We start from the raw sequence: 12695 nt of genomic DNA, 5'->3' as shown, positions 1-12695 counted from the left end.
GCTCAGGGGGCGAACTGCTTGAGCAAGGTTTCCGTGAGCTCGATCTCGCAGCTGGTGGTGAAGATGCCGTAGCCGGTGCCCTGGAATGCCATCGACTTGGCGTAGCCGCATACCTTTCGGCGTTCACTGCGGAAGGCCTCGGCCTGCTCCTTCGGGTCCGCACTTGTGCGGTAGAAGTTCGTGAGGTTGTCGCGCCAGAGGCTCTGAAAGGTATCGCTGGGTACGCCGGCGGCCTCCGTGGCGACGCCCATGAGGGCCGTCTCAAGACTCCGGTCCACGGCCTCAAGGACCTGGATCAGGCAGCGGGTTGCCTCCACCGTGGACTGGGCATCGCTGCACGGAGTCTCCGCCGCCCGGGCCACCCCCTGCAGAGGCAGTAGCGGGGCCGCCAGCAGAGCCAGCAGCATGGGCCAGGGCTGGACCATCGTGTGGGTCGAGACGTTGCTGCCATCCTCTGGTACCGGTAGGCCCGCCGGATTTCTGCCGCAGGGGCTCACGGCAGCGGCGGCACCTCCGGGAAGTGCTTCGCCATGCAGGCCTCGCACACGCCGTGGGAGAACTCGACGTTGTCGTGGCTCTTGATGAACGCTTCCACGGTTCCCCAGTAGCCCTCGTCGTTGCGGATGCCCTTGCAGTAGGAGCAGATCGGGATCAGCGCCTCCATCACATCGATGCGCTGGAGGGCGCCGGCGAGCTGATCGGACACCCGTTTCAGTTCCAGCTGCAGCACCACCTGCCGGGCCAGCGCCTCCAGGGAGCGGAGTTGCGCGTCGCTGAGGTCCCGGGGCTGGTGATCGATCACGCAGAGGGTGCCGATCCTGAAGCCATCCGGGGTGCACAGGGGCACCCCGGCATAGAACACGATGTGGGGGGCACGGGTCACCAGGGGGTTGTCCCGGAAGCGTTCGTCCTCACGGGCGTCCCGCACCACGAGGGGCTCCTCGCCCTGGATGGCGTGGGCGCAGAACGACACATCCCGGCTCGTTTCGCTCACATCCACGCCCACCCTGGATTTGAACCACTGACGCTCGGCATCCACCAGGCTGATCAAGGCGATCGGCACGGAGCAGAGCTGGGTGGCCAGCAAGGTGATGTCGTCGTACGACTGCTCGGGGGCCGTATCGAGAACGCGGTACCCCTTCAGCGCCTCCAGGCGGGCCTGCTCGCGGGGAGCCACAGTCGGGCGCATGCTGGGCGCACCGGGGCGGGAAGGCTGAACCATGGGCTGGAGAGGCCGGCTCAAACGTAGGGAGGGCCCTGGGGGGCGCCTTGCAGGGGTTCACATCTCCTCATGCCGGGCCGTGGCGCCCGCCGGACGGTGCTGTCTACGTTGAAGACGAGGTAATCCCTGCAGCGGCGATGACCGAACCCATGACTGAAGCCACGTCTGACGGCACTCCAGACGGCTCCCCGGACGGCTCCCCCACCCGCGCTCAGGCCAGCCCTGAATTCGTGGCCTGGGCCCGGCACCACGAGGAGGAGCACAGGGCCTACCGCCCCGAGCTCGCCGAGGTGAGCGAGCACCAGCACCCCGAGGGCACCGCCAACGCGGCCCACCAGGAGCAGGTGTGGGCGGCCCGGCGCGACCACGAGCAGCGCCTGCACGACAGCGCCATCGAGCAGATCCGCCATCACGACAGCTAGCCAGGAGCCTCGGCTCTGGGAACGGGGCCCTGCGGTTCGGGCAGACTTCCGCGATGGCATCCCGCGGACTGCTGGCGCTGGTCACCCCTCTGGCCTTGCTCCTGGTCATGCCCGCGGCTCTGCCCCCCCGTGCCGCTGCGGTGGAGCCGGAGAATCGGGTGGCGTCGCCGCCACCGGTGCTGCGGGTGGGGGTGGTGGATGGGGCGCCCCCCTGCAGCTACCGCGAAGCCGGCGACTGGCGCGGCCTGTCCGTGGAGCTGTGGAGCCGGATCGCCACCCGTGAGCAGCTCCCCTCTGTGCTCTCGGGGTGGCCGTCGGTGCAGGCGATGTTGGAGGCCAGCCGCAACGGCGCGCTCGATGTGGCGGTGGGCTGCATCAACGTGTCGCCCGACCGCCTGGCGCGGTACCGCTTCAGCCTGCCTTTTCAGGAGGACGGGCTGGCGGTGATGGTGCTGCAGAGCCGCCTGGACCTGGGCCGCTCCTTCCTGCTGGCGCTGTTCACCCCCACCCTGCTGCAGCTGCTGGGTGGCTACCTGGCGGCGATCGGGCTGCTGGCCCTGCTCACCTGGCGCGTGGAGCACTACCCCGCCCAGCCCCAGACCCTGAGCCGGGGTCGCCGGCGCAGCTTCATCGCCCTGTTCCAGGTGCTCGCCACCGGGCCCGGCAGCAACACCGTGGCGACCACCAGCCGTGGCAACGCCATCGTGCTGCTGGCCTATCTGGTGCGGATCGTGTCCGCCTCGCTGCTGGTGGGCTACCTCACCGTGAACGTGGCCCGCCAGGTGCAGGGCACCCCCGCTGCCCGGATCCGCTCCGAGGGCGATCTGCGTGGTCTGCGGGTGGGGGTGCGGGGCGGCACCGTGAGCGAGGCGCTGCTGCAGGAGCTCAATGCCGGCGGCCGCGGTGCGAAGGTCACGGTCGTGCCCCTGGCCAACCTCCGCTCGGGCATGGATCTGTTGGTGTCCCGCCGCCTCGATGCTCTGCTGGGCGACACCCTGCAGCTGCGCTATCTGCTGATTCACGCGCCGCTGCAGGGCGCCCGGCCCACCCTGGCTCTGCAGGGGATCCGCCCCGAATCCCAGGCGTTCGTCTTCTCCCCGGCCCTGCCGGCGGCCACCGCCGCCCGGATTGACCGGGCGATCAGCGCCCTCAAGCGCCAGGGCGTGGTGAGCGCCCTGCGGCAGCAGGCCATCGAGCCGGCCGGCAGCCCGAACCGCTGACGCCCGGCGTGGCAGTGGCTAAGGAATGGGTCACCCGGCGGACCGCAGCTCCAGGAGGCAGGACCCATGAACGCCCCCAACCCGGACAGGGCCCTGCGGATCGCCCTGATCGCCGTGGGCCTTGTGTACACCTTCGGCCTCTATCCGCTCACGGTGCTCTGGCCCGATGGCTTCATGTGGATGCCGCGCCAGGCCGAATACGAGCAGATGATCCTCGCCACCTTCGCCGTGCTGGGGGTGTTCCTGCTGCTGGCCGCCCGGGCGCCGGCCGAGCACCGCAGCCTGATCGGTTTCGCCGGCTGGTCGAGCCTGGTGCATGGCCTGGTGATGCTGGTGCAGGCCCTGCGCGATCCGATGGAGCAGGCCAACCTGTTCGGCGACATCCCGGCCCTGATCGTGGTGGGAGTGCTGCTGCTGGTGCTGAACCGTCCCGCGGTGAGCCCTGCCCGGGGCTGACGGCCGCTGCCCCGTGATCGCGAGGGCGGCGACCGCGGGAATGACTACGTTGAAGCCATCGCGTCTGGGGAACCGGGCGGGGTCCCCTGTGCGGCAGGTGCGCGATGCAACTCAGCCTCTCCATCGACGTGCCTGCACCCGATGCGGTGCTCCAACCCCGGAGTCGCACGGTCTTCAGCGGGACCTACTCCGCCTCCATGAGCCCCTTGACTCCCGCAATCCCGACACTCCTGGGGCTGGGCTGGCGGATCGAGCAGCTCGCCACCGGGCTCTTCTGGCATCCCCCATCGGAATCGTTCACCTCCGAGGCCCGCTTCTGGGACTGCGGCGGCCCCATCGATCCCGACACCGGGGAGTCGGCCTTCAGCTGGGCATCCATGCCCGGTGTGTTCCGCTCGGCGTCCTGGGTCACGGCCGTGCCCAACAGCCGCCAGCTGGACCTGGCCCTGTTCCCCGATGGGGAGTACAGCGTCCAGGTGGAGCTGAAGGCCAGGCGCACCCTGGGACCCATCCGCACGGCGACCGCGCAGGCCAGCTTCAGTATCGACAGCCGCGAGCCGGTGGTGACCATCGAGTCCCCAGTGGCCGGAGGCGTGGCGGCCATCCCGGTGGCCCGGATCCGGGGAAGCGTGAGGGATCCCGGCGACAACCTGCTGGGCCTGCGGATCGCAGTTCAGGACCGCGTCAGTGGACTGTGGTGGGATCCGGCCGGCTGGTGGCGCGATCGGCGGGTGTCGATCGAGGTGCCAGTGCAGGGGGAGAGCTGGTCGTACCGCTTCCTTGGCGGTGCGTTCGGGTCAGGCTCCTATCTCCTGGAGGTGGCCGCCTGGGACGCGGCGGCCAACCTCAGCGAGCAGACACGCACCTTCCTGGCTGACTTCGGTCCGCCCGCGGTGGATGTGCTCGCTCCCCAGCCCGGCTCCCAGGGCCAGGCGGCGTCGGTTGAGTTTCTGGGCTTCGTGCGCAACCGCAACCACGGATCGGTGCGCCTGGAGGTGGTGGTGGAAGACCTGGAGCGCGGCACCCGCTGGGACGCCGCGCAAAACGACTGGTCGACGACCGCCTCGCCAGCCGAGGCCAGTATTGATGACAGCCTCAGCTGGCGCTCCGCCTGGTCGTTCAGCTTCGATGTGCTTCAGGCTGCCGCCCTGGGCGGTTCAGGCTCCTACCAGGCCAGCTTCACGCCCCGCATCGCCCGCCTCTTCCCACGTTCCAGGGGAGAGACCGTCGTCGTGCCCTTCTCCACCATCCCGGTCGGCGACACCATTCGCCCTGACACCGTGATCGTCCGTCCACTCAGCAGCGACACCCTGCCCCAGGGGATCGTGGAGATCGAGGGCACGGCCTCCGACAACTTCGCTCCAGTGGAGGTACGTGTCACCGTGGCGCGCTCCACCGGCAACAGTTCGGTGCCCTATGAATACTGGAACGGCGCCATCCAGGCCTTCACCCCGACGCGGGTGGAGAATCAGGCCCTGCTCGAGGCAGACGGCACGTGGATCTGGTCCTGGGATGCCACGGGCTATCCGGGTGCTTACAACGTCAGTGCGGCGGCCTATGACGGCACGGGGAACCGCGATCAGTCTCCCTCCGGCATTGCGCTCTTCATTGCCTGACGGCCTGTTGGCCAGCAGGGAGTGGCTCTCTGGGCGGCCCCTCGACCTGCCGGACGGATCTCCGTACCCCCAGCGGTGAGAAACGGCCGCCGGCGCTGAAATCGACAGGCGGTCATCCGTCCCGGGCTGCATGGCGCCGGTTGGATTTCAGTCGATCCGGGAAATGCCGTCTATGTTGATGCCAGGGAGAAGAAGCAGGAACAGATCCGGTTCAACGCGTATCGAATCCATCGCGTATTGAATCCATCGCGTGTTCAATCCATTGGGTGTTCAACCCAGCGCGTGTCCAAGCCAACGCGTCTGGCATCCGCCATTGGATTCAGCGGCGATTGCCATGGTCAGGGAGGCCATCGGGGATCGCTTCGCTGCTCTTCTTTTTGTTCAGGCCGGTGATTCGGGCCCAATTCCAACAATTTCATCAGCGGAGATGATCGTCATGACCCAAGCAACGCAGCCAAAAAAAGTGAGAAACTATGCGGAGTCTGAGGGAGGCATGTGGGATTCCGAGGATTCGCAACTGCTCGATCCCAAGGTGATTGAACCGAAGATGTACAGGGCCAGTGCGGAGAGCGACAGCGGCTGGGGTTTCCACCGCCGTGCCGAGCTGCTCAACGGGCGCCTCGCCATGCTCGGCTTCGTGATCGGGGTGCTGGTCGAGGCCGTTTCCGGCCAGGGGATCCTGCAGCAGATCGGCCTGGGAGCACTGCTGCGCTGACCCCGGCACTCGCCATGGCCGTTCGGGCGGCTGGGCATCCAGTGCCGTCCCTTTCGTGATCCCAGCCACGTCAGCCGCACCGGCGTGATGGCCGACATCCCCGACCGTGCGGGAGGACGGCCTCAAGCCGGAGACGACGCGGTTGCTGCTTCAACCAGGTCCTGATCCGGGATGATGGGCCCCTGTTGTTCCACCCCGGACCCCGCAGCATGCTTCCGTTGGTGCGCGAAGCGCTCGCCAGGGTGCTGCCGGCGGGCAGCCTCCGCCACATCGCCTTCTCCCCTGTGGAGCCTGATGCGTGCGGCTTCCTGAGCGGGAAGCTCGCCGCCACACACCCGCCCACCCTCGCCTGCAGGCACGGCGGCAGCTCGCGCGGCGATGGGGCCAGCCTGCTGGGGGCGCTCAGCCTGGCGCTGGTCGCGGGCCTGCTGCCGGCTGTGGCTCGGGCCCAGCCGGAGCCCGCGGCAGCGGCGCCGTGGTCGCCCCCGGCGGAACCGGCAGCCTGGGCGTCGGTGCGGGCCTCCCTGCTGCGGCAGGGGCCGCCCGAGGGGCTGGCCCGCCGGAGCTGGATCTTCGTGCGGGCCGTCGATCGGCCCGATCTCCGCGCCGGTGAATACCTGGCCGATCTGGTTCCCGCTGCCGACGCCGCCGGCCCGCTGGTGGCCTTCCAGGCGGTGGTGCTGCTGCAGCGTCCGGCGAACGGGCCTGCCTGGCAGGTGCGGGAGCGCCGGATGCGGGCCCGCTGCGCCGATCAACGTCTGGAGGTGCAGGATCCGGCGGGAGCCTGGGTCGCCTACACCGGCACGCCGGATCCACAGTCACCGGCCAGGCTCGCCTGGATCTGCAGCCGGCCCGTCAGACCATGACCTGCTCCTGGCTGCCGTGCTGACCCAGGCGCCATGGCTGCTGCCTGCGTTGCCTGTGGCAGTGGCGGGCCTTCTGGCCTGGGGGGCCTGGCGCCGGCGCCGGCACTTCGCTCCCCTGCGCCAGCTCCCCTCACCGCCGGGGGTGCCCCTGCTCGGCCACATCCCGGCGGTGCTGGCAGCCGTGCGCCAGAAGCGCTTCTTCCAGCTCCTCCATGTCTGGAGCGAGACGTATGGACCGGCGTATGTGTACTGGGCCGGCAGGCCCGTGCTGGTGCTCAGCCGCCCGGCCCTGATCGAGACCACCATCGTGCAGGGCATGCGCTCCGGCTGCCTGATCCGCTCCCCCGGCACACGGCGGGCCTGGAATGACATGCGCGGCCCGATCCTGATCGGTGAGGACGGGCCGGCCTGGCAGTGGCGCCGCCGGGCCTGGAATCCCGAGTTCACCGCCGCCAGCATCGCCGCCCATCTGCCGCTGCTCCAGCAGGCCAGCGCCCAGGTTCTGGAGCGGCTTGCGCAGGCGCCGGCAGCACAGGCGATCCCCCTGGATCCTCTCTTCGTGGAGATGGCGATGCGCGTCATCGCCGCCCTGCTGCTGGGCATCCCCCTGCGGCCCGGGGCGGAGAGTCCGGAAGGCCCGCCGCTGGATGTGGCCCGCACCTATCAGGCCATGGGCGTGCTGGGGTACCGGTTTCTGCGGCTGGCCACCGGCGAGAGCCGCTGGATGAAGTTCGTTCCCACCCGCGCCTCGCGCCGGTACTGGGATGCCCGCCGGCAGCTGGAGGATCTGCTCGCTCCCCGGGTGGCCCTCGCCCTGCGCCTGCGGGATGGGAACGCCGGCGACGACGCGGGCCTCACCCCCGGGTTCCGCCAGTGCCTGCTGGTGCGGATGGCGGCCAAGGAGCCCCGCTACGACCAGGACGCCCTCACCGCTGAGGCCATTGAATTCCTGATCGCCGGCACCGACACCACCGCCCATACCCTCTCCTTCGCCGCCGGCTGCCTGGCCCTCCAGCCCGACGTTCTGGCCCGGGTGAGGCAGGAGGTGGATCGGGCCTGGGAGCGCCATGGCGGCCTGACGCCGGCCTGCATCGGTGCCCTGGATCTGGTGCGGGGGGTGATCAAGGAGACGCTGCGCCTGTTTTCGGTGGCCTCCGGATCCACGTCCCTGCAGGTGGTGAAGGCGATCAACCTCGACGGGCTCGGCAGGGTGCCGGTGGGCACCACGCTGCTCTGGTCGATGCTGGGGGCCGGGCGGGATCCCCAGGCCTACCCCAGGCCGCTGGAGTTCCTGCCGGAACGCTGGCAGCAGGGGGGGGCTGACACTCCTGCCCCCCCGATGATCGACTTCGGCTCCGGCGCCCACCGCTGCATCGGGGAACATCTGGCGATGCTGGAGGCCACGGTGATGCTGGCCCAGCTGCTGCGCCACTACACCTGGGAGCTGGTCAACGGCGCGGCGTCGCTGGAGAACCAGCGGCAGAACCTGCTGATCTATCCCGCCGACGGCATGCCCGTGCGCATCCGGCGCCGGGGAGCGGCGGAGGGATCAGCAGCGTGGTCATGAGCCGGGGTAAGGCCGGAAGCTCACCGGTTCGTACTTGGCGATCGAGACGCTCCAGACCCTGGACGCCAGGGCCCGGAGCTCCTGCAGTGCCGCCTCGGTGTCGCCCCCGGCGATCCACCTCGCCTTCAGCTGGGGCAGCTGCGCGTTCATCGCCTCCATCGGCATCACCACGAGCAGCAGGCTGGCGTCGCCGGCGGCACGCCGCAGCGGCCCCCCATCGCTGCGCTGCCAGATGCGCAGCAGCAGCTCGAGCGCCAGGCCATGGCCCTCCTCGCCGGGATCCTCGCGATCGGCGGCGGCGCTGAGCGATCGGCCCCCCAGCGGCAGGGCCCGGCTGCCGTTCTGTTCCAGGAAGGCCAGGGCGATCAGGTAGGGCGCTTCCGCCATGGAGAGACCAACAAACACACCTTCACCCTGATGCAGCACCAGGCTCACCGGGATGTGCCCATGGACGGGTGGACGGCTGGATTCGACAGGCTTGGCCAAGTGCTGGGCCATGGGTGTGGTGATCGACCCCTGCGGATGTCAACGGCCGGTTTGATGTCAACGGCCGGCTTGATGTCGACTGAAGTCTCCGCCTCCACAACCACACCGGCGATCGGTGAGCTTGAGGCCCGCCATTCCCCCCGTTTTCGGACTTTGTGCATTCCGCCTGCCGCCCAAAACGGGACACTCCTTCAACAACATCAAGCGCACAATCTGCAGGCTCAGGTTGGCAAGCCGCTCTGCCGCGTCGGGTTCGGGACCCAGCGCCTCTCGACGTTGTGCTCAAGCGTGTGATGGAGCCGGAGGGTGGGGCGGCGTGGCCGACAGCATCACCATCCACTGCAGCCTGATCGACCCCATCCTCACCCCAGACCTCACTGGTTTGCAGGCAGGTGGCGCCGATGAATGACGGTTTCCCCGGAAGCCGATGGGCACCTGGCCCTGACCATGAACGGCCGCCCGTTCCTGCGCACCCCGGGGGTGCACAACCACCTGCAGGCCGTGCTCGGGGGGATGCGCTGCGGTTTGGTGAATCGGTGAAGCCCTCGTCGCGCCGCTGTGAGCTCCGAACCTTCTTCCAGGGCGTCTGCCCCTTGAATGGCCGTTCCGAGCGGTGGAGATCTTGAGCGGCATGGCCGAACAGCTGGTGGGCCATGTGGAGGCGCTCTGGCGCTATCCGGTGAAATCCATGCTGGGGGAGCAGCCCCCGCAGGTTGATGTGACCGCCGGCGGCATCTGCGGCGATCGGGCCTACGCCCTCTGGGACCATGCCACCCAGCGGGTGGCCAGTGCCAAGAATCCCCTGGTGTGGAAGGCGCTGCTCCACTTCCGTGCCCAGTTTCTCTCGCCTCCGCAGCCCGGAGAGCCCATGCCGCCTGTGGCCATCGCCGGCCGCGAGACGGCCGCCCCCCTGCACAGCGGCGACTCCGGCATCGACGCCGCCCTCACCGGCCTGATGGGCCGACAGGTGAGCCTGCTGAACCAGGCTCCGGCCGGGGCCAGCCTGGATCAGTACTGGCCTGATGTGAAGGAGCGGCAGTTCCAGAACGTGGTGAACGAACTGCCGCTGCCGGAGGGCACGTTCTTCGATGCCTGCCCGATCCATGCCCTCACCACGGCCACCCTGGAGGAGCTGCGGCGGAGGGAGCCCCAGCTCGATTTCGCCGTGGAGCGGTTCCGCCCCAACCTGCTGATCCGCCCCAGCGGCCCGGCCGAGGGGTTCGTGGAGGAGGCCTGGAGCGGCCATACCCTGCGGCTGGGCCGTGAGGTGCTGCTTCGGGTGGACGGCGGCTGCCCCCGCTGCGTGGTCACCACCCTCGCCCAGGGCGACCTGCCCCAGGAGATCGAGATCCTGCGGGCCACGGCGCGCCACAACCAGGTGGTGGCGGGGATGCGCCTCTCGGTGCTGCAGCCCGGCTCGGTGGCGCTGGGGGATCCGGTGCTGCTCTGCTGAGTGCAGAACGTTGCTCAGGGCCCGCCCACGGGCTGGGCAGGGGCGTGAAGCTCACCGGTTCGTACTTGGCGATCGAGACGCTCCAGACCCGGGACGCCAGGGCCTGCAGTTCCTGCAGTGCCGCCTCGGTGTCGCCCCCGGCGGTCCACCTCGCCTTCAGCTGGGGCAGCTGCGCGTTCATCGCCTCCAGCGGCATCACCAGCTGCACACGCCCCCACCCTGGCGGACGGTCTGCGCCAGCCGATCCAGTTCGGCCTGCATGTGGGCCACCACCTGCTGGTAGCAGGCTCGCACGTAGCTCCGGTCGCGGCTGGCGGCATAGCCGGTTCGCGGGAACACCACCGGTGCGCACACCCGCGTGTGGATCGGCACGGGCAGGGGCAGGTTGGGCAGCGGACCCACGCCGAGCCCCCACGGCAGGCCGAGATAGAGGGGAACGACCTCCGGGTCGATGCCCAGCAGCCAGGGCATGCCCAGGTCGTGGAGGCGCCGGGCCTGGGCGGTGCAGTCGTCCAGCACCAGCAGGGTGTCGTGGGCGCCCCAGGAGATCAGCGGGATCAACGGCAGTTCCCGCCACAGGGCCAGGCGGATGAAGCCGGTGCGCCCGCCGAAATGGATCCGATCCCGCTGGCGATGCGGCCGGAAGGCATCCTCGCCGCCGCCGGGGTACACCAGCAGGCTGTGGCCCTGCCCCAGCACGGCCAGGGCCTGGCGCGGGTGGAAGGGCACGGCGCCCACCCGGGCCGCCAGCGCGGCGAGGCGGGGGAAGGCGCTCCACAGCTTGACGTGGGCCAGGCCGTACACCTCCCGCTCCACGCCGTAGCGCCGCACCCAGTCCACCAGGAACATGGGCAGATCGGGCGTTGCCAGACCGCCGTTGTGGGAGCCCACCAGCAGCACCTGCCCCTGGCTGGGGATGTGCTCCCAGCCACTGGTGCGCACCCGGAAGTAGTGGCGGTAGAACCACTCCCACACGGGCATCAGCCGCTGGATCACGCGGGGGTCGCGGTGGAGCGCCGGTGGGGGGAGTGGGGGCATCGGGGGCGTCGGCGGCGGGCCGGGTGGATCGAGGGGCGCGATGGAGAGGGGCGCGATGGAGAGGTTGGCGGTTGGGGTGGGAAGAGGGGCCGGTGGCCGGGATACCCCCCACACTGGGCACTCTGGAAGCACCCGGCGACGGGATGGCTGGATCGATGACGCAGCCACTGCTGGAGCGGTCACAGAGGGAACGGCCTCTGGCGGAACCCGTGGATGTGGTGGTGGTGGGAGGTGGGCTCTCCGGTCTGGTGGCCGCCGGGGCAGTGCAGCAGGCGGGCCGCTCGGTGCGGCTGATCGAGGCTGCCGAGGTGCTGGGCGGGCGCATGACCGGTCAGCGGCTGGTGCTGGCTGGCACGGCCTTGCAGGGCTCCAGCCCCTGGGTCGATCTGGGCGGCCAGTGGGTCGGCCCCACCCAGACCCGCGTTCTCGCCCTGCTCGATCGCCACGGCATCCGCCGCTTCGCGTCGCCCCATACCGGTGACACGGTGCTGGTGTTCGGCGGCAGCCGCTGCACGTTCGCCGGCTTCTTCCAGGGGTTCCCCGAGGGCCAGCCCCCCGCCGTGCCCAGCGCCGACTGGGCCGACGCCATGGCCGCCCTGGAGCAGTTCCAGGCGCTGGTGGCCCAGCTGCCCGTGGGGCATCCCCACCACCATCCCGCCGCCGCCGCCCTCGACCGGCAGAGCTTCCAGCACTGGATCGACGCCCACACCCACACCCCCTTCGCCGCCTGGTATTTCGCCTACTTCTGCCGCGCCGTGGGCTTCCTCGGCCCAGCCGAGCCCGCGCAGGTGTCACTGCTGCACGTGCTCTGGGGCCAGCGCACCGCCCCCCAGGGCGAGCACCCGGAGCAGGAGCTGCTGCACGGCGGCGCCGGCCAGCTGCCCCCTCTGCTGAAGGCACAGCTGGGGGAGGGGGTGGTGCGCCTGGGCGAGCCGGTGCGCGCCATCGAGCAGCACGCCAGCCCCCCTGGAAACCGGGCGGCGGCGGCGCTGGACCATCCCGTGGTGGTGCACACCGATCGGGCGCGCCACACCTGCCGCGCCGTGATCGTGGCGATGCCGCCGGCCATGGCGGCGCGGCTCGCGTTCACGCCGGAGCTGCCGGCCGACCGCCTGGAGCTGCAGCGGGCCATGCCGATGGGCGCCTGCGCCAAGGTGCTGCTGGTGTACGGCAGGCCCTGGTGGCGGCAGCTGGGTCTCTCGGGCATCGCCATCGGCGATCGCCCCACGGTGGAGCTCTGCGCCGACAGCTCCGACCCGGAGAGCGGCTGCGGCGTGCTGGCCGCCTTCGTGGCCGGACACCGCTATCGACGCTGGGCGGCCCTGGAGGAGGGGGAACGGCGGCAGGCGGTGCTCGCTGACCTGGCCGCCTATCTGGGCCCGCAGGCCCGCACTCCCCTGGCCTATGTGGCGAAGGACTGGCCGGCCGTGCCCCACGTGGGCGGGGCCTTCGCCGGCTGGATGCCGCCGGGGCTCTGGACCCGCTGCGGCGATGCGCTGCGCCGCCCCCATGGCCGGGTGTTCTGGGCGGGCACCGAGGTGGCGGAACGCTGGCCGGGCTTCTTCGAGGGCGCGGTGCGCAGCGGCGAGGAGGCGGCCGCGGCGGTGCTGGAGCAGCTGGCCACCGGAAGCTGA

At 70.3% G+C, this 12695-nt stretch carries 14 protein-coding genes; 10 read left to right on the top strand and 4 right to left on the bottom strand.

Going from position 1 to position 12695, the window contains the following annotated elements:
* Positions 1 to 2: 2 nt before the first annotated feature.
* Positions 3 to 425 carry a lysozyme inhibitor LprI family protein gene (locus CBM981_RS07180; protein ID WP_087067862.1) on the bottom strand — a complete coding sequence of 141 codons (423 nt, stop codon included), beginning with the start codon at positions 423 to 425 and terminating at the stop codon, positions 3 to 5.
* Between the two features lie 68 nt (positions 426 to 493).
* Complete coding sequence (locus CBM981_RS07175; RefSeq protein ID WP_087067861.1) at positions 494 to 1189, bottom strand: GAF domain-containing protein; 696 nt, start codon at positions 1187 to 1189, stop codon at positions 494 to 496.
* A 182-nt stretch (positions 1190 to 1371) separates the two neighbouring features.
* On the opposite strand from CBM981_RS07175, the gene CBM981_RS07170 reads away from it, so the two are divergent.
* The 7 genes from CBM981_RS07170 (at position 1372) to CBM981_RS07140 (ending at position 8084) form a co-directional block, all read left to right on the top strand.
* Positions 1372 to 1644 (top strand): hypothetical protein, encoded by a 273-nt coding sequence (locus CBM981_RS07170; protein WP_157665369.1) that lies wholly within the window; start codon positions 1372 to 1374, stop codon positions 1642 to 1644.
* A 53-nt stretch (positions 1645 to 1697) separates the two neighbouring features.
* Positions 1698 to 2864: an ABC transporter substrate-binding protein gene (locus tag CBM981_RS07165; protein ID WP_087067859.1), complete on the top strand. Its 1167-nt coding sequence runs from the start codon at positions 1698 to 1700 to the stop codon at positions 2862 to 2864.
* Positions 2865 to 2930: 66 nt separating this feature from the next.
* Positions 2931 to 3320 (top strand): DUF6632 domain-containing protein, encoded by a 390-nt coding sequence (locus CBM981_RS07160; RefSeq protein WP_087067858.1) that lies wholly within the window; start codon positions 2931 to 2933, stop codon positions 3318 to 3320.
* Positions 3321 to 3526: 206 nt separating this feature from the next.
* Entirely contained in the window at positions 3527 to 4936 is a 1410-nt protein-coding gene (locus CBM981_RS07155) for a hypothetical protein (RefSeq protein ID WP_157665368.1), read from the top strand.
* Positions 4937 to 5186: 250 nt separating this feature from the next.
* Positions 5187 to 5651 carry a hypothetical protein gene (locus CBM981_RS16190; protein ID WP_369801676.1) on the top strand — a complete coding sequence of 155 codons (465 nt, stop codon included), beginning with the start codon at positions 5187 to 5189 and terminating at the stop codon, positions 5649 to 5651.
* A 209-nt stretch (positions 5652 to 5860) separates the two neighbouring features.
* Positions 5861 to 6517 (top strand): hypothetical protein, encoded by a 657-nt coding sequence (locus CBM981_RS15700; protein WP_197686675.1) that lies wholly within the window; start codon positions 5861 to 5863, stop codon positions 6515 to 6517.
* Positions 6518 to 6578: 61 nt separating this feature from the next.
* The gene (locus tag CBM981_RS07140; RefSeq protein WP_225867586.1) at positions 6579 to 8084 is read left to right on the top strand and encodes a cytochrome P450; all 1506 of its coding nucleotides are present in this window, start codon (positions 6579 to 6581) and stop codon (positions 8082 to 8084) included.
* Here CBM981_RS07140 and CBM981_RS07135 read toward each other — a convergent pair.
* Positions 8079 to 8582, bottom strand: coding sequence for a hypothetical protein (locus CBM981_RS07135; RefSeq protein WP_369801675.1), 504 nt, complete (start codon positions 8580 to 8582; stop codon positions 8079 to 8081). The genes CBM981_RS07140 and CBM981_RS07135 overlap by 6 nt on opposite strands.
* Positions 8583 to 8975: 393 nt before the next feature.
* Between CBM981_RS07135 and CBM981_RS16035 the strand changes: the two genes are divergently transcribed.
* Positions 8976 to 9110, top strand: a complete 135-nt coding sequence (locus CBM981_RS16035; protein ID WP_255376848.1) for a hypothetical protein — start codon at positions 8976 to 8978, stop codon at positions 9108 to 9110.
* Between the two features lie 73 nt (positions 9111 to 9183).
* On the top strand, positions 9184 to 10023 hold the full coding sequence (locus CBM981_RS07130) for an MOSC domain-containing protein (RefSeq protein WP_225867585.1): 840 nt from the start codon (positions 9184 to 9186) through the stop codon (positions 10021 to 10023).
* Positions 10024 to 10218: 195 nt separating this feature from the next.
* Here CBM981_RS07130 and CBM981_RS07125 read toward each other — a convergent pair whose 3' ends face one another.
* Positions 10219 to 11061, bottom strand: coding sequence for a lysophospholipid acyltransferase family protein (locus CBM981_RS07125; RefSeq protein ID WP_087067854.1), 843 nt, complete (start codon positions 11059 to 11061; stop codon positions 10219 to 10221).
* Positions 11062 to 11216: 155 nt separating this feature from the next.
* Here CBM981_RS07125 and CBM981_RS07120 point away from each other — a divergent pair, with 155 nt between their 5' ends.
* Complete coding sequence (locus CBM981_RS07120; protein WP_087067853.1) at positions 11217 to 12695, top strand: FAD-dependent oxidoreductase; 1479 nt, start codon at positions 11217 to 11219, stop codon at positions 12693 to 12695.

Origin of the sequence: Cyanobium sp. NIES-981, from assembly GCF_900088535.1 — a bacterium.
Taxonomy (GTDB): Bacteria; Cyanobacteriota; Cyanobacteriia; order PCC-6307; family Cyanobiaceae; genus NIES-981.
The sequence above is the reverse complement of the archived record's forward strand: the minus strand, read 5'-3'. Positions and strand labels throughout refer to the sequence as shown.